14 protein-coding genes and 1 other RNA gene are annotated in these 17882 nt (G+C 30.4%); 7 read left to right on the top strand and 8 right to left on the bottom strand.

Annotated features, from left to right (window positions below; genetic code table 11):
• Positions 1-25: 25 nt before the first annotated feature.
• Positions 26-1921, top strand: coding sequence for a pentapeptide repeat-containing protein (locus tag CQA75_RS00935; protein WP_171000060.1), 1896 nt, complete (start codon positions 26-28; stop codon positions 1919-1921).
• Here CQA75_RS00935 and CQA75_RS00930 read toward each other — a convergent pair.
• Positions 1918-3117 carry a multidrug effflux MFS transporter gene (locus CQA75_RS00930; protein ID WP_137623178.1) on the bottom strand — a complete coding sequence of 400 codons (1200 nt, stop codon included), beginning with the start codon at positions 3115-3117 and terminating at the stop codon, positions 1918-1920. The two genes, CQA75_RS00935 and CQA75_RS00930, sit on opposite strands and share 4 nt — an antisense overlap.
• 78 nt (positions 3118-3195) lie before the next feature.
• Here CQA75_RS00930 and CQA75_RS00925 point away from each other — a divergent pair, with 78 nt between their 5' ends.
• Positions 3196-4539, top strand: coding sequence for a DUF2130 domain-containing protein (locus CQA75_RS00925; RefSeq protein WP_137623177.1), 1344 nt, complete (start codon positions 3196-3198; stop codon positions 4537-4539).
• 21 nt (positions 4540-4560) lie between these two features.
• On the opposite strand, the gene CQA75_RS00920 is transcribed toward CQA75_RS00925, so the two are convergent.
• From CQA75_RS00920 to typA, 3 genes are all read right to left on the bottom strand, one after another.
• Entirely contained in the window at positions 4561-5604 is a 1044-nt protein-coding gene (locus tag CQA75_RS00920; protein WP_137623176.1) for a c-type cytochrome, read from the bottom strand.
• Positions 5605-5710: 106 nt separating this feature from the next.
• On the bottom strand, positions 5711-6349 hold the full coding sequence (locus CQA75_RS00915) for a poly(A) polymerase (protein WP_137623175.1): 639 nt from the start codon (positions 6347-6349) through the stop codon (positions 5711-5713).
• Positions 6349-8157, bottom strand: coding sequence for a translational GTPase TypA (gene typA / locus CQA75_RS00910; protein WP_137623193.1), 1809 nt, complete (start codon positions 8155-8157; stop codon positions 6349-6351). The genes CQA75_RS00915 and typA overlap by 1 nt, the downstream gene beginning before the upstream one ends.
• A 128-nt stretch (positions 8158-8285) precedes the next feature.
• On the opposite strand from typA, the gene CQA75_RS00905 reads away from it, so the two are divergent.
• Genes CQA75_RS00905 through CQA75_RS00890 form a run of 4 tightly spaced genes read left to right on the top strand, consistent with a single transcriptional unit; the run spans position 8286 to position 12972 of the window.
• A complete protein-coding gene (locus CQA75_RS00905; protein WP_137623174.1) occupies positions 8286-8609 on the top strand; it encodes a hypothetical protein in 324 nt (107 codons plus the stop codon).
• A gap of 15 nt (positions 8610-8624) precedes the next feature.
• Positions 8625-10367, top strand: a complete 1743-nt coding sequence (gene fliK, locus CQA75_RS00900; RefSeq protein WP_137623173.1) for a flagellar hook-length control protein FliK — start codon at positions 8625-8627, stop codon at positions 10365-10367.
• Between the two features lie 55 nt (positions 10368-10422).
• Positions 10423-11322 carry a flagellar basal body rod modification protein gene (locus CQA75_RS00895; RefSeq protein WP_137623172.1) on the top strand — a complete coding sequence of 300 codons (900 nt, stop codon included), beginning with the start codon at positions 10423-10425 and terminating at the stop codon, positions 11320-11322.
• Between the two features lie 12 nt (positions 11323-11334).
• Complete coding sequence (locus tag CQA75_RS00890; RefSeq protein ID WP_137623171.1) at positions 11335-12972, top strand: flagellar hook protein FlgE; 1638 nt, start codon at positions 11335-11337, stop codon at positions 12970-12972.
• Position 12973: 1 nt separating this feature from the next.
• Here CQA75_RS00890 and CQA75_RS00885 read toward each other — a convergent pair whose 3' ends face one another.
• Both CQA75_RS00885 and CQA75_RS00880 read right to left on the bottom strand, forming a co-directional pair.
• Entirely contained in the window at positions 12974-14815 is a 1842-nt protein-coding gene (locus CQA75_RS00885) for a flagellar assembly protein A (RefSeq protein ID WP_137623170.1), read from the bottom strand.
• The gene (locus CQA75_RS00880) at positions 14808-15509 is read right to left on the bottom strand and encodes a hemerythrin domain-containing protein (protein ID WP_137623169.1); all 702 of its coding nucleotides are present in this window, start codon (positions 15507-15509) and stop codon (positions 14808-14810) included. The genes CQA75_RS00885 and CQA75_RS00880 overlap by 8 nt, the downstream gene beginning before the upstream one ends.
• Positions 15510-16080: 571 nt before the next feature.
• Between CQA75_RS00880 and ffs the strand changes: the two genes are divergently transcribed.
• Positions 16081-16178, top strand: an RNA gene (ffs, locus tag CQA75_RS00875) — signal recognition particle sRNA small type.
• 9 nt (positions 16179-16187) lie between these two features.
• Here ffs and mnmA read toward each other — a convergent pair.
• Positions 16188-17204 carry a tRNA 2-thiouridine(34) synthase MnmA gene (gene mnmA / locus CQA75_RS00870; RefSeq protein WP_137623168.1) on the bottom strand — a complete coding sequence of 339 codons (1017 nt, stop codon included), beginning with the start codon at positions 17202-17204 and terminating at the stop codon, positions 16188-16190.
• Complete coding sequence (locus CQA75_RS00865; protein ID WP_137623167.1) at positions 17204-17803, bottom strand: LOG family protein; 600 nt, start codon at positions 17801-17803, stop codon at positions 17204-17206. The genes mnmA and CQA75_RS00865 overlap by 1 nt, the downstream gene beginning before the upstream one ends.
• Positions 17804-17882 lie beyond the last annotated feature (79 nt).

Here is a 17882-nt window from a genome sequence, read left to right as displayed (position 1 = left end):
AATACGATGAAAGATGAGGGATTAAATGGATAGTGAAAATTTTATCGAGGATTTAAAACGTTATGGCATTTTGGCTAGAAGATATTCAAATTTTGATATTCAGGAAGCTAAGATAGAAATATTTTATGCTACTATAGAAAGCATAGATTTTGACGTTTTGCAAGAAAAAGGTATAAAAGAGCTTACCATAGGGTTTAGTAAAATTTTAAACATAAAATTTTCAAATCAAAACGATGTAAAAATTGTTTTTTTAAAATGCAATTTTTTAGATCAAGTTTTTGCTTTTAATCGTAATTTTGAAAAAGAAGTTGAATTTATCGGTTGTAATTTTGAAAAAGAAGTTGATTTTAATAGGGTAACATTTCAAGATAAAGTGAGTTTTAATGAAGCAACATTTCAAGATAAAGTGAGTTTTTTTAAAGCTCAATTTTTAGCCAAGCAAGAAGATAATGAAATAATAGAAAATAGTTTTAAAGAGATAATTTTTGAAAAAAAGACCTCATTTTCTAATGCAATATTCCAAGCTAGGGTAAATTTTAATCTTTCAAAATTTAAAGATGAGGTTAGATTTATAAAAGCTCAATTTTTAGCCAAGCAAGAAGATAATGAAATAATAGAAAATAGTTTTAAAGAGATAATTTTTGAAAAAAAGACCTCATTTTCTAATGCAATATTCCAAGCTAGGGTAAATTTTAATCTTTCAAAATTTAAAGATGAGGTTAGATTTATAAAAGCTCAATTTTTAGCCAAGCGAGAAGATAATAAAATAATAAATAGTTTTAGAGAAACATTTTTTGAAAATAAGGTTTTCTTTAAAAAAACAACATTCCAAGCTAGGGTAAATTTTTATCTTTCAAAATTTAAAGATGAGGTTAGATTTATAGATACAGTTTTTAAAGATAATGATTTTATCTTTAAAGATATAGAATTTTATCATGCTGAATTTATTTCTAATAAAAAAAGCACGGAACAAAAATATCATTTTAAAAATGTAATCTTTAAAGATGTTACAAGTTTTAAAAACTTAAATATTGGTGAGTTAAATTTTGAAAATGTGATATTTAATAATATAGTCGTTTTTAAAGATGTTGATTTCGTTTTAAATGATAAATCAAAAATCAATAAACCAAATTTTATAAATTGCACATTTTCTAATCAATTTAATATAGAGCACAAATACATACAATATGATTTTGATGAAATCAAAGCTAAAATAAATTCAGATACCGAAAAGAACTATAAGAATTTGTTAAACTATAGGGATTTATTTAGAAAATTAAAGAGTAATCGCATAGCCCATCATAATCAAATCGATGCTTCAGAATTAAGAACACAAGAGCTTTATGCTAGAGAATTGGAACTAGAGCACAAAAAAGACAAAAGTTTGAAAGAAAAAATCGAGCGATGGCAGCTTATATTTTATCATCAGCTTTGCGATCATCATACGGATATCCTAAAAAGCTTTAATTCACTTTTGATAATTATAGGAATTTTTAGTATATTAAGTTTTTTTATTATTCTTGGTTTTGATTATTTTTTCGGATTTAAAGTATCAATAGAAGGCAGCTTGTATCAGCTTTTAAAATTTTATAATGAAAATATAGAATCTTTGATAAAGGATCACTCTATAAGTATATTTTTTACAAATTTTGTAATACTTTCTCTTTATATGGCTTTGCTTTTTTTATGTATAAAATTTAAAATAATGAGAAATATTTTTATAGCTTTATCTTATGCTTCAATTGTTATTATTATGGGGATTTCTCCAAAAATTATTTTACCTGTTATGGGGATTTTTACAGATAAAAGAGTTTTGTTTGATCCGCTTAGCGTGATTGGTGGATTTTATACTTTGATGTTTGGCTTTGTCGCGTATTCTTTTATAAAAACAATTAGAAAAAATTCCATAGTGCCTAGCTAAATTTTAGGTTTAGCTAGGAAATACACTCCATTAGCGATCAAAACGCAAATAAACATTACTAAAGCAAGGATTATCGGTGTATTTGCATTTATGGCACCGACGATGTAAGAAATCGTCCCAGCAAAGCCAAATTGCATAGCCCCAAGTATAGCTGAAGCTGTTCCGCTATTTTCTTTAAATCTTGCCATGGCTAAAGTCACAGTATTTGGCGCGATAAAGCCAAGCATAGCTATACTCGTAAAAAGGCTAAATTCAAAAAGAAATAAATTCGGGAAAAAACAAGCATTTACAAGCAAAACAATCGTCGATAAAAGCATAACCACCAAAGCTTTAGAGAGAATTTTTTTGCTTTCAAATTTTAAAACCAATCTTGCATTGATATTGGCACAGATGACAAATCCAAAGGCATTGGCTCCAAAAATCAGTGCAAATTTTTGCTCACTGATGCCAAAAAATTGCGTAAAAACAAAACTCGATCCAGCGATATAAGCAAACATCGCAGCCAGTGCGAAAGATACACAAATAACGCAGATGAAAAAAGCTTTATCGCTAAGAACGATTTTGTATTTTTTAAAAGCCTCATAAGGGCATAATTGTTTTTTATCAGCAACTTTGGGTGCGGATTCTTTAAGCCCAAAAAGTATCATTAAAAAAAGCGTGATCCCAAGGGCAAATAGCGTAGCAAAAATACTATGCCAAGAAAAATACTCGAGCAAAAATCCACCAAAAGTAGGTGAAAGCATAGGTGCAAGAGAGCTAAAAACCATCATCAAGGCAAAAATTCCCGTCGCTTCTTTGATCTCAAATAAGTCATTAATGATCGCTCTTGCGATCACAACTCCAGCACATCCTCCAAGAGCCTCGAAAAATCTTAAAGCGATAAAAGCATAAATATTGTCAATGATCACGCAAAAAAAGCTAGAGAGTATGAAAAACAAAATTCCTATTAAAGCAGGAATTTTTCGCCCAAAAACATCGCTTAAAGGCCCATATATAAGCTGCCCTAGGGCAAAAGCGATGAAAAAACTCGCAAGGCTTAATTGGGTTAAAAAAGAACTCGTTTGAAAGCTTTGTTGCACGTGAGAAAGCGCAGGCAAATACATATCCGTAGAAAGTGGCGCTATGCTTGACATCAAAGCAAGGATGATAATAAGTTTTAATTTTTTAAAGCCGTGAATTTGTGTTTGTTTTTGCATAAATTCCCTTTTTAAAAAGTAAAAAGCTATAATTTAATATAATTTTTATAAAAAATCCATTTAACAAAAGGAAAGAATTTGCAAAATTTTCAAAATGAAAAAATAAAATGTCCAAATTGCGGAAATTTTATCGATATTAGCTTGGCTTTATACACTCAAATTTTAGACAAAGCTAAACTAGATATGCAAAAACAAAAGCAAGAATTTGAAAAAGAAGTCAATGAAAAAAGGGCGGAGTATTCTAAAATTTTATCCGAGCTAAAAGTACAAAAGGCCGAACAAGAAAAACTCATCAGCGAGCAAGTTAGCCAAAAGCTTGACATCGAAAAACAAAAAATCGAACAAGAAGCACTTTTGCAAAAGCAAATTTTTCAAAAAGATTTTATGGAAAAATTCGCTAAAGAACATGAAAATGAAAAGAAAATCATGCAAGAAGAGCTCAATAAAAAAAGCAAAGAACTAAGCGAACTTTTGACTTTAAAGGCTGAAAATGAAAGGCTAAAAAGAGAACAAAAAGAAAATGAAGAAAGATTAAAATTGCAAATCAAAGAAGAGGCTTTTAAAGAATTTAAAGAGCAAGAAAGAAAAAATTTAGAGCTAGAAAAGGAAAAAATTCGTCTTGAATTTCAAAGCATAAATGAAGAGCAAGACATAAAATTTAAAGAACTTGAGATCAAATTTAAAAGTGTCACTCAAGAACTTGATGCGGCAAAACGTAAAGTCGAGCAAGGCTCACAGCAACTCCAAGGCGAAGCAGCGGAACTACTCATCGAAGAATATATCCAAAATGAATATTTTAGTGATGAGGTTAAAGAAGTGCCAAAGGGTGTTAATGGGGCGGATTGTTTGCACATCGTTAAAGATGCTTTTGGAAATACTTGTGGCAAGATCTTATACGAGAGCAAACGCACTAAGGAATTTAATAAAGAATGGCTAGATAAATTAAAGCTAGATAGCATAGCTGCAAAAAGCGATATTGCGGTTTTGATCACAAAAACCATGCCTAAAGATAAAGAAAAAACGCATTTTAAAGAAGGAATTTTAATCTGCACTTTTGCCGAATTTAAAGGCGTCTTAGCTGTGCTTAGAGAAAGCATAATCAACGCTTATAAATTAAAAAATGCCTTGCAAAATAAAGATGAAAAAAATCATATTTTATATGAATATCTAAATTCTAAAGAATTTAACACTCAAATCACTTTTATACTTAAAACTTACCAAACCATGAGAGAAGAGCTTGAAGCTGAAAAAAGAGCCTTGCAAAATATATGGAAAAAAAGAGAAAGGGCTATTGAGAATTTAAGTTTTAATTCTACAGCTATTGTGAGTTCGTTAAACGCGATATTTAGTGATTTAAAAGGTGAAAATTTAATCGGTGAAGAAGGGATTAAAAGTCTTGAAAATTTAGCAAAAGAAGATTGATTTGGGAGAGCCCCAAATCAATTATTCTCCTGGAAAATAGTTTGGATTTTTCCAAGGTCCGTATTTGACTTTGATGTATTCTTTAGGATCTAAATTTTGTTGTGGTGAAGCAAAATATTCAGGCTTTAAGGACGGAGATTTGCTATAAGCAGTGTCAAGTCCTGCGCGGTTTTCTGTTGTAACGATCGGCATTCTTACAAAGCCTGTATTAACATAAGCTGCGATATCTAAAGCATCACCATCACTTAAGATCGGATTGTCAGCACTTGCACCAAAAGGCATAGCAGATTTTAAAAATCTTGCCAAAAATGGGATCATAGCCATGTGTCCGCCATCAGGATAGATAAGCAATGATGGATATAAATGCCCAGTGCCTTTTTCATAGTTTGCATTTTTTACCCCTAGTCCTCTTTCTCCATGACAAGCGACGCAATTTTCTTCAAAAAGTTTTTTACCACGAACCGGATCGGCTGGACGATTTGGGAAATTCATCTTAGCAAAAAACTCACCTTGCAATTTCACTCCATCTTTGATACCATAGGCACTTTTTAGCCATTTAAAATACGCTAAAATCGCTTTCATTTCTTTAGAATTGTTAGGAAATTTATGAGAATCAGTTCCACCCATACCACGAATTCTATCCTCTAAAGAAATGATTTTCATGGTTTCTATGTCTAATCTTGGATAATTGTTCATAACATTTAAAAATGGGATCACGTATTTTTTTGTCCCTGGTAAGCCATTGCCATCATTATCCATGTGACAAGAGATACAATTAACCTCATTGCTTGTTTTTTTGAGTTTGCTATAAGGCCCTAAGGTGCTTTCTGTCTTACTTAAAAGCTTGATACCATAGCGGATTAAGTCTCCTTCTTTGCCTTTTGGTACGTCATTGATGCTTAAATTTTTATTTGGCCATTCTTGTTCAGGTCTGTTTGAAAGCTCTTTAAAATAAGCAACTCCTTCTTTGTCATTTAGTTCTTCGCCTACTTTGTAATCGCTTACATTTTTTGCATTTAGGCTTAAACCTAAACAAAGGCTTAACAATAAAACATGTTTTTTCATGAGTTTTCTCCTTAGTTTTGGTTATTTTATTTCATTTTATCACATTAAAACTTAAATGTTAAGTCTAAGTATTTAATATTACAAAATTTTGTATAGATTATATCGGCTAAAGAAATTTATTTTTGATGGAATTTAAATTTTTTTCTAAAATTTCAAAATTATCTTTTAAATTTTGACTAAGATCGATAAAAAAAGGATTTTGCAAAGTTGCAATAAGAAAATAATTGTTTTTATTAAAGATATGATCTAGAGTGAAATTTTTGTTTTTAAGCTTGGCATAGATATTTTTTTCATCATTAAAATCATGTTTTTTGTTTGTTTTTAAACTCTGGAGTAAAATTCCGCAAAAAAAATCTTTGTTTTCATTGATAAATTGCACATCATAGATTTTAAATTCCTTAAAATCAAAGCAATTTTGGCTTTTAAAATCTTTTAAATTTGAAACAAATTCCAATTTTAAAAAATCTTTTTGGCTTAAGCCCTCTTTTTTAAATTTAGCTCCGTAGCATTTAAGAAAAAGATTAAGAGCGTTAATTTGTAATTCTTTTTTAGCAAGAATAAGTTTTTTAGAAGTGAAGCGAAAGAAAAAAATACCTACAAATACAGCTAAAATAAGAGATATCATCGCATCTCTTATAAAAACAAAAGCTAAAAATAATACGATCAAAGACTCAAAAACGCTTAAAATTTTTAAAATTTTCAAGCGTTTAGATATGAGAATTCTTTGATGTTCTAAAGCATCCATTAAGATTTTGCTTTTTCCATTCTTTTTCTTTGGGTTGGATCAAGATAGCGTTTGCGTACGCGGATATTTTGAGGAGTTACCTCTACGAGTTCATCTTCTTCTATCCACTCTAAAGCCCTTTCAAGACTTAATTTTCTAGGTGGAACAAGTTTTATAGCATCATCGCTTCCACTGGCTCTAACATTGGTTAGATTTTTACCTTTGATAGGATTTACATCCAAATCATTTGGGCGAGAGTGTTCTCCTATGATCATACCGGTATAAACTTTAGTTTGAGGATCGATAAAAAGCACACCGCGTTCTTGGAGATTAAATAAAGAATATCCCAAAGCCACGCCATTTTCCATAGAGATCAAAGCGCCGTTATTTCTTTTTTCAACAGCACCACTAAAAGGACGGAATTCTAAAAAGCTGTGATTCATCACGCCTTCACCCTTAGTATCAGTTAAAAATTGAGATCTAAAGCCTATAAGCCCACGAGCTGGAATTTCAAATTCAAGTCTTGTTTGTCCATCTCCTGTTGGCGCCATTGTTTTCATTTCAGCTTTTCTTTTGCCTAGTTTTTCTATCACAGCACCGCTAAATTCTTCCGGTACATCAATCACTAAATGTTCAAAAGGTTCGGTTTTTACACCATCTTCTACTTTTACAATAACTTCTGGTCTTCCCATGCAAAATTCAAAGCCTTCTCTACGCATATTTTCAGCTAAGATGGTGATTTGAAGTTCACCCCTACCGCTGACTTTAAATTTACCTTCGCCCGTGCTTTCATACTTCATCGCGATATTTGTTTTCATTTCCGCTTCTAGGCGTTCTGCGATTTTATTTGAAGTAACGTGCTTGCCTTCTGTTCCTGCTAATGGGCCATCATTGACTGAAAAAACGATACTTAGCGTTGGCTCTTCTATGTGGAGTGGATCAAGCGGCATAGGATTGTTAGGATCTACAACGCTATCACCAACATCTAAAGCTTCAAAACCAGCTATCGCGACTATATCGCCACTTTTTGCCTCTTCAATATCCATTTTTTCTAAGCCCATAAAACCTATAAGTTTAGAAATTCTGCCATTGACTTTTGTTCCATCAGCTTTTGCAAGCATTACATTTTGATTTTTTTTCACTACACCATTAAAAATTCTTGCAATTCCTATCTTGCCCACAAAATTATCATAACCAAGCGTGAAAACTTGAAGTTGCAAAGGATTGTCATTTGTGCCACTTGGCGCAGGAACTTTTTCAAGAATAGTTTGGAAAAGTGGCTCCATATTGTCACTTTTATCATTCAGATCTAATTTGGCATAACCATTTTTTGCAGCCGCATAAACGATAGGAAAATCAAGTTGTTCATCGTTTGCATCAAGTGCCACAAAAAGATCAAAAATTTCATTGATTACTCTTTCAGGATCGGCTGCTGGTTTGTCGATTTTATTGATCACGACTATAGGTTTAAGCCCTAAAGATAAAGCTTTTTTAACCACAAATTTAGTTTGTGGCATAACGCCTTCTTGGGCATCAACTAAAAGTAAAACCCCATCAATCATTTTCAAAACACGTTCTACTTCACCCCCAAAATCGGCGTGGCCTGGGGTGTCTATGATGTTTATTTTTGTTCCTTTATAATTAATAGCAGTATTTTTTGAAAGGATGGTAATACCTCTTTCTTTTTCTATATCGTTACTGTCCATTACGCGTTCTGAAATTTGTTCTCTTTCGCTAAAAGTTCCTGATTGCTTAAGCAATTCATCTACCATTGTTGTTTTGCCATGATCAACGTGTGCAATAACAGCTATATTTCTGATATTTTCCAAAAGATTCTCCATTATTAAATTCAAAGCTAAGATTATATAAAAATTTTGCTTAATTTTAGAAAAATAAAAAGTTGGAACACTTCTTGCTTTTATCTTGGCAAATATCATTTTAAATAAGGAAATTAATCATGTCAAAACCATTAAATGAAGAATTATTTATACCATTAAATTTAGATTTAATCGATAGAAAAAATGAAGTTTTACTTCAAGCTTTGGATCTTTTGGAGATTTTAAAGTCAAATAAAGATGAAAAAATGGTGAGAATTTCAAGCGATCTTGCAGTGATTCTAGAAAATGAAGAAAATTTTGAAAAAATTACACAAGCGAAAAATTTAGATGAGCTTTTGGAAATTCTTATTCTTTTAAATGATAACAAAATGATAAAAATTTATGAAAACTCATATTTAGAAGAAAGGTTTCCTAACTTGGCAGCAGATGAATTTTTAAAATAAATTTAAGGAAAGATCATGTCAAATGTAGCCCCGCAAAACGATGTTTTAAGTCTTGCTCCGAGTAAAACTTCATCAAGTGATTCTTTTAGCAAAACAACAAAAACAAGTCAAAAATCTAATGCAAATAAAGAAGAAAATGTCACTCAAAACGCAGAAGATGATAGAGAGAATTTCTTAAATTCTTTACTTAATTCCATCGATGAAACCAATGAATTTTTGCCTGATCATATGAAGATCAGCGAAAAAGAAGTGGTAAATGAAGCGATCAATAAACTTCAAAAGGGATCATTTGACGATAGTGATAAAATCAGTATTTTCGAATCAGCATCTTTTATGCAAATTCTTTCCTTGCTTGATAAATTAAAAACAGATACCGCAGATATTAAACTCGCAAATCTTTCAAGCCAATTGAGTCAGCTTGTAAAAACTGAAGCTAATTTTAATGCTTTAAAAGGTGCAAACAATCTCAATGAGCTTTTAGATATTGCTAAAGATTTAGGCTTAAATGTGAAAAATATCAAAGTAGATCGTTTGCTTGATTTAAAAGCTACTTTTCCAAATCTTGATAAAGCGGATTTTTTTAAAGGTGTCGTGGATAATGTTTTTAAAGAAATCATTAACAATAAAATCGCTCATGTGAGTAAAAATTTAAATCAAAATTTGCAAAAAAATAACCCCCATAAAAAAGACGACAGTTCCTTGCTTTCTCAGACTTTAAAGAATTTAGATTCTATCATAAAAGGTCAAGAAAATGAGAAATCAAAAATCAAAAGCGATAAACTTGAAACCTTAAACACCAAAAAAGAACCAATTCAGTTAGATGATCTTTTAAAAGATATTAAAAATAATAAACTTGACGCAGATCAAGAAAGTATGAAAGATATTTTAAAAAATTTAAACAATCAAGAGGATAAAAAGCAAAATATTTCAAAAGATCAAATGCAAAATTTAGAAGAAGTAGATCTTTCAAAGAATCTAAAAGAACAGAGTAAAAAAAGCGAAATTCAAAACATAAATTCAGATAAAAATTCCAATAAAGAAATACTCAAAGATTCTCAAAATCTAAGTTCTAATCTAACCCCTAAAGATCTGACTTTAAAAGACAATAAAACCAACAATCAAGATTTAAAATTGAATTTAAATGATCAAAAAGTTAATTTTGAAAATTTAAATAAAACTCAAGTGGTGCAAAATAAGGATAATACACACCTTAATACCAACAAAGAAGAAACAAAAAATAATTTCAATCTTGATCAAAATAAAAATCATCACGATGAAACGGCTAATAAAATCGGTTTAGAGGATTTAAATTCTTTGGTAAAAGATTTAAGTAAGGTCAATCAAAATAATACTAGAAATATCACGCCAAAAGAGACTTTGCAGTATTTCTCTAATGATCTTAAAGACGCAGTAGAGCATTATAAAGCACCTATTACAAAATTAAGCATCACGCTTAATCCAAATAATTTAGGTGAAGTTGAAGTTACTTTGGTGCAAAGAGGAAGTAATCTTCATATTAATTTTAATTCTAACACTAATGCTATGAATTTATTTATGCAACATCAATCCGAGTTTAAAAATTCCCTTGTTAATATGGGATTTACTGGACTTGAAATGAATTTTAGCGATCAAGGAAGAAAAGAACAAAATCAAAATAAAGGTAAAAATCGTAGTGGATATGGCTTTAAGGATGCTATAGAAAACAATAATGAAAAATCAAATATTAATTTGGAACTCGTTTTAGCAAAATATTTCTAAAGTTGGAATACTTTTTGCTTTTAATTAAAAAAGACTTAAATATAAAAAGGATTTTATGATGGCAACAACAAATTGGAATAGCAATCTTAACTGGACACCAGTCGGCAATAGTTCAAGCTCTACAAGCAGTTCAACAAAGACTGATAGTTCAAGTTCAACAAGCAGCAGCAATAATTCCGGTATAGTCAGCAATCCTAACGCGACACTTGATAAAGATGCGTTTTTAAAACTTCTTTTGATCGAGTTGCAACATCAAGATCCGACAGATCCTATGGATAGTGATAAAATGCTTACTCAAACTTCACAACTTAGTGCTCTTGAAATGCAGCAAAATACAAATACGACTATGCAAAAGATGGTTGAAACGATGCAAAAACTTTCAGACTCTTTTTCTACGGCATTTAGCACTTCTGCTATAGGAGCTATTGGTAAAATGGCAACTGTTAATGAAAATACCATCAAACTTACGGGTTCGGATGAGGTAATCGCTTTAAAGATGTATTTGCCTGAAGATTCTGATGATAAAGGTCTAACTCTTGAAATTTATGATAAAAATAATAAATTAGTCTATTCTGAAAAGAGTAGCGAAGGGCAAGAAGTTTCAAAAGGACTCTTTACTCTAGAATGGCCAGGTAGAAATAATGATGGTGTTTATGCAGGAGATGGTGAATATAGTGTTAAAGTAGTCTATAATAATAAAAATGGGGAAAAAGTAACTGCAAATTACGGTTCTTATCCTATTGAAGGGATTGTTTTTAAAAATGGTGTAGCTTACGCTAAAATGGCTGGTAAAGAGGTTCCTTTTGATCAAATAAAAGAAATTACAGACTATAAATCAAACAGTTCTTCAGTACAAACTCCTAGCGAAAAACCTGACGAAGGTTCTGATGATAACTCTGATGAAAAACCTTCAGATTCTGAAGAGAAACCTTCTGATGATACTAGTAATGCTTAGGAGTTTTAAGCCATGATGAACGCATTTTATAACGGAATTTCTGGAGTAAAAAACAATAGTTTTGGCATAGATGTTACTGCTAATAATATAGCAAATGTGAATACAACTGGATTTAAACACTCCGATGCGCAATTTAAAGATATATTTTATACGACTATAACAAGTCAATCAACTAATCCAGCACAAGGTGGTTATGGTGGCGGTGCGGCGTCTTCTCAAGTAAGATTTGAGCAAGGTTCTGTTGTCGCTACAGGCGGTGAATTTGATGTTGCTTTACAGGGAAAAGGTTTCTTTGGTGTTTTAGGTGCTGATGGAAACGCTTATTATACAAGAAATGGAACTTTTAGAAGAGATGCAAACGGATATTTAGTGGATTCTTATGGAAACTTTGTTTTAGGAACAATGAATCCTGCTTTTGGTGGAATCACTTATAGCGATAGGGTAGCAGGATTGATGGGGGATTATTTAAATACTGGAAGTCCGGTTAATAGTGGCTTTACAGTCAATTCAAATAATGCTTTTGGTATAGGCACGACTACGACTCAAAAACCTATACAAGTTCCAACTAATATGTATTTAAATCCAGAACCAACCAAAAACGTAAAATGGAGTGGCAATTTAAGCACAAATACAAGCAAAGAAGTTGTAAAAGTTGATGTTGATCCTAGTAAATTTAATCTTACTAAAACAGAAGATGGTAAATATGTAGTCAGTGGTAGTATAAGCAAAGAAGATGTTTTCAGTGCTAAAGCAGGGGATAGAGTCCTTTTAAATTTTGTTGATAGCCAAGGGGTTAAAACAAGCTTTGAGGCGACTTTGGATGATAATTTAAGCTTTAAAAGCAATGAATTAGATTTAAAGGGTTTAGATCCTAATAGTATAAAATTAAGCTCTGTGCAAGTTTCAACTGAACAAGAAAAAGCAAATAAAGATATCTTAGAAGCACCAATTTATAATGCTGATGGAAGCAAAAGCGTTCTTAGAGTGACTTTGGAAAGAGTTTTACCTCAAGAAGGTGATAATATCACTTATAAAGCAACGGCTCAAATTTATGATTCTAATGGCAAGGCTGTTGGCAATCCAACTGAAGGAAGTATGGTATTTGATAAAAATGGAGCTTTATTGCAAAATAATATCACCAGCATTGCAAATCCTAATGGTGGAAATATCAATATAGATTTAGGTTCGCCTTATGATCCAAGCAAACCAGGATCAGGATATAGTGGAGTTTATGTGCAGCAAGGCAAGGAAAAAAATATCATTACTCAGCAAGATGGCTTAGCAGAAGGCTTTTTTCAGCAATATCAAGTCACAGATGATGGTAGCGTAGTCGCGCAATTTAGCAATGGAAAAAATGCTGTTGTGGGAAAACTTGCACTTTATAATTTCATCAATGAGCAAGGTTTAGCAGCTATGGGGGATAATATCTTCGCAGCAACTGCTAATAGTGGAGATCCAAGCTTTATCTTGAAAAATGGACAAGTGGTAAATACTGCTAAATTTAAAGGGGGATATTTAGAGCAATCCAATGTTGATTTAAGCGTTGAATTGTCTAATCTTATAGTAACACAAAAAGCTTTTGATGCAAGTTCTAAAAGTATCACAACCAGTGATCAAATGATACAAAAAGCTATCAGTATGAAAAGGTAAATTAAAAAGAATTTACCTTTTTTAATTCTTCATAATTGGATTTTAAATCTTCTATTTCAATTTCGTTATAATGGCTTGATCTTAATTCTTGTTTATCTCCTTTTTTCTCTATATAGAAATTTTTTTGAGAATCATTTGAAGATAAAGTGTATCTGATCTCTTCTTTTTTTGTCTCGGCTTCAAATAGCAATAAATTATCATTGCCAATTTCTTGTGCATCGATATAAATATTAGCTGCTTGTTGTGTTTGTTCTAAAGAGTTTATTTTTGTATCAATTTGAAATTTGATCTTAATGAATTTGGCGTATAAGCTTACTAAATGATTATAATCATTGATCTTTGAATCATACAAATTTATAAAGTTGGTTTGTGCAGGTAAAGGATTTTTTTCTTTTTTTGCTTGTATGGCTCTAACTTGATTATTGATTAAATGATTATAAAGATTTTTTGTCTTCGCAGTGATTATGGCAAGAGTATTTTGTACTTTTATGCCTAAATTTTTTAAATTTTCACACTCTAAGTTATTGTTTTTAAAATCACAAATAATAGTATTTTTGGTTTTTATACAATCTGATATCACTAACTTTTTATCAGGATATAAAATGTTATCGGTTAGTAGATTGCAAATATAGATATTTTCAGCCTTAATCGTGCCTCCTACGCAATTTTCTATATAAACATTTTTTGCCTCTACTGTGCCATTTCCTAAATTTTTAATATATACATTTTCTGCTTTTATATATCCTTTATGAATAAAAATAGAAGAATTTTGCGCATAGATTAAACTTTTTTTGTGTGTAAGCCCTTTGACAGTTAAATTTTTTGCATGAATTTCAGTTGCTCCAATATTTCCATTGACTTTAATATTAGATGCTTTAACATTAACAATACCCGATTTAATTGCATCATCGCTTACATCATGGTTGTAAATTTCTAGTTTTATATCTTCTTGAGTATCTGTTTTAATAGAACCTGTAGTTTTTAGTCCTACTTGTTTTATTTTGATGTCATTTGTGATGCTATAGCCTATACGATCTTTATTTAAAAAGCCATAATAATTGCTAAAATATCTTATTCTATCTTCTAATTCTTGTGTATAAATACTTTCGTCTTTAAGATTAAAAGGATTGCCATGAAATTTAACAGGATTTAAGCCAATGATTGCTCCTCTTAAATTTCTACCTTCTTTACCATTAATTCTAAAAATATATTCAAATAACAATTCATCTTTTTTGATAGGTTTGCAAAATTTTCCATCATCATAATTTTGTGATGAGGAATTATCATTGATTTCTTGACGATGAATAATAATTTTATCGCTTTGATTGTCTATTTTATCAACTCCTTTTGCAAGAGAGCATTCTAATTCTTGGGCACCATTTCCATTTTCATGATCTTTTATGAAATCATCGAGCATTTTAAAGAAATTTTTTTCAAGCCTTATGATTAAAATTCTTTGTTTTGCCATTGTTTTATAAATGCTTTGTAAAATATCTTTTTTTAAATCAGCATAATAAGAAAAATTTTCCCTACATTTAATATGTACTTTAACGTGTGTTAAAGCCGCATCGCTTTTTAGAAGCACAGCAAAATTATTTTGTGGTTTTTTAGGATGGATTTCTATGATGAATTGTTGTATCATAGTATCATAATTTTTTACAAAAAAATCATCAGAATTAAATAAATCTAAATCTTGTTTTTCATAAATTTTACGTTTTGCTGGTTTTTTATTAGAGCATATAAGTTTATAATCAATGATTGAGAAATCAAGCATTTCTTGAGAATTTTCTTGTTCAAATTTAAGACTTTCAAAAGGGTCTAAGGTTTGCAAAGTTTTATTCATAATTTAATTGCTCCTTAATACTTTCAAATTTTTGATTTAAAATTTCAAAATTCTCTTTAGGATCAAATTTATCTAAATGGATTAAAATTTGTTCGCAGGTTTCGCACCTTAATATGCTTTCTTTGCTGACAAGTTCTTGATGGATAGTTTCTGGAACTTTATGGATACGCAAAGGGCAGTTACAGATATAATCATGATTTTCTTCTTTACTTAGATCTAGTTTGATTGATTTTAATTTAATATAATGTTCTAAAGTATAATTAATTTCTTTTAAATGTATAGCTTTACTTGTAAAATTAGATAACCATAAGTCTTCATTAGCAAAATGCTCAAAAACCCAATCTTTTGTAAGTATTGAAAGTTCTTCAGAGAGTTTTAAAATATCATTGGAATATTTTAAAAGATCTTTAGCTCGTTCTAATAAGACTCGATGAGAGTATTTATGTTCATCTATTAAAGGAAAGTCTATGTTTTCCATAAATTTTTCTTCTTCCTTGAAATGGACTTTAGCATATTGAAATAATTTAAGTAAAACTTTTTTCAATTCTTCTTTAAGTTCTTCGGGTTTATCTATATCATCACTTTGTATTTTTTTTGCTAAATTGTCTGCAATATCAGCAATGTCAAAAATAAGTTCATGTTGTTTGTCTAATTGCAGATTTTTAATACTGAAATTTTTATCCCATTTTATCATAGTATTTACTCCAAACTAAGTAAATGCTCAATTTTATTAAGCAATTTTAAGGTTTAAAAATAATTTTATTTTATTAACCACCTTGTAAAAACGGATTGTTAGTAATTTTTACAATCCGTTTATTTTGAAATGATTTTTACAAAAAGGAAAAACCCACCCAACGCTAACCCACAAATATATTTAAAAATAGTAATTAATACTTTTAAATATCAAGAAAACTATTTCAGCATAAAAGCAATACTGCTTTATTAGCAATATTGCGATTAAAATTGAATTGGAAATTAAAATAATCAGTAGCTAAAAGAGTGAAAGATCGATTTTCTAAAAAGGAGTCTAGTTTAGCTTCAAATTATTTTCTAAAAAGGACTTATTTTTAAAAATAATTAAAATTATAATTAAAAATAATTGTAATTATAATAAAATATAATTGAAATTATCAAATTAATTTTTTTTATGATTTTAATAAAAATTTTTTAACTAAGATAAAAATGTTTCTATTAATGATAAAAATGAGAAATTTTTCAAATATCAAGGCTTTTTAAGAGTATTATGTTAAAATAACATCCGCCTTTTCTTAGACCTGTGCAATGCTATTTTTAAGCACCGCTTCAGGGTGGGAACACAGCAGAGCACTTGATTATAGTGTGTGCCGCAGCCATCTGAGAAAGGGTTTTAAAGCTATTCTATAAAACCACTAGCAATAACTTTATCCCCATCATAAAATACAGCCATTTGTCCGCTTGCTATACCATAAACGCTTTCTTTGAGTGTGATTTTTGCGCTATTGTCTTCAAAAATTTTAACTTCACAAGGCGTGGATTTGGATCTATAGCGAATTTTTACCTCACAATTTAGATTTTTTGCTTCTATAAATAAATTGATATTTTTTAATTCAAATTTATCGATTTTTAATTCTTCTTTTTTACCCACGACAATTTGATTTTTTTGAGGATTGATTTTTAAAACAAAATGAGGCTCATGCGCTCCTTTGACTTCAAAACCTCGTCTTTTTCCTATGGTGTAGTGCATATAGCCTTCATGTTTGCCTACAACTTTTCCACTACTGTCTAGCACTTCGCCTGGAATTTTTGTATCCATAAACTGATCTAAAACTTGAACATAAGTGTTTTCCACAAAGCAAATTTCAGAACTTTCTTTTTGTGTGGCAAAAGATTTTAAAACTTCAATCGAAGAAGCAAAAGCCTTAACATCTTCTTTTTTCATTTCTCCTAGAGGGAAGATAAGATATTTTAAAGCTTCTTTATCAGCACTTGCTAAAAAATAACTTTGATCCTTGCTTTCATCAACTGCTGTGCGGATAAGACCATTTTCAAGTCTTGCGTAATGTCCTGTGGCTAATTTTTCACAATCTAAACTTTTTGCAAATTCAAGAAGTTTTCCAAGTTTAATAAAACGATTGCATAAAGCGCAAGGATTTGGAGTTTTGCCTTCTTTGTAAGTATTGATAAAAGGCATATAAACCTTATCTTTAAAATCCTCTTGCAAATCTAAAATATGATAAGGAATTTGTAAAAAATTGGCTACTTTCTCTACTTTTTTGATATTTTCTTCGTGGTAATTAGGCTTACCATGAAGTTTCATATAACAACCTATGACTTCATGCCCTGCATTTTTTAATTTGTAAGCTGTGACTGTGCTATCAACTCCCCCGCTCATTGCGACTAGAATTTTCATTAAAGTTCCTTTAAAGTGTTAATTATCAAATCTAAGTCGTCAGTGATTTTATACTTTAACTCATCTCCTTGTGAAATCACTCCTTGTTTGAGTAAAGAATTTCTGACAAACTCATCAAAGCCTCGCCAAAATTCACTCCCAAACAGAAAAATAGGAACATTTTTTTTGAATTCAAGTTGCTTGAGTACAAGAACTTCGCAAAGTTCATCAAGTGTTCCAAAGCCGCCTGGGAAAATCACAAAAGCGAGACTCTTTTCAATAAGAGCCATTTTGCGTATGGCTAAGCTCTCAAAAGTAATACTGTATTCTATAAAATCATTTAATCTTTGCTCATGGGGCAAAAGTATATTAAAACCTATAGATTTTATAGAATTTGCATTGGCATTAAAAGCACCCTCATTGGCTGCTCGCATAATGCCACCGCCACCGCCACTGATCACGCAAAAATCATTTTCAACGCATTTTTTTGCAAGAATTTTTGCTTGTTGGCAGTAAAAATCATCTTTCTCTAATCTTGCAGATCCAAAAAAAGTTACGGTTTTTTTAAGGTCTGGTATATTAGCAAATTTTTCTAAATCTTGGCTTATTTTTTTATCCATTTGATAACCTTTAAAAATAAAATTCATTCTAACTAAAAATTGATAATAAGTTCTTTATTTATTAAAATAAAAAATTTAT

Source organism: Campylobacter taeniopygiae (assembly GCF_005406225.1).
Lineage (GTDB): Bacteria > Campylobacterota > Campylobacteria > Campylobacterales > Campylobacteraceae > Campylobacter_D > Campylobacter_D taeniopygiae.
Note: the sequence above shows the minus strand (reverse complement) of the source record. Positions and strands in the feature narration are given on the sequence as shown.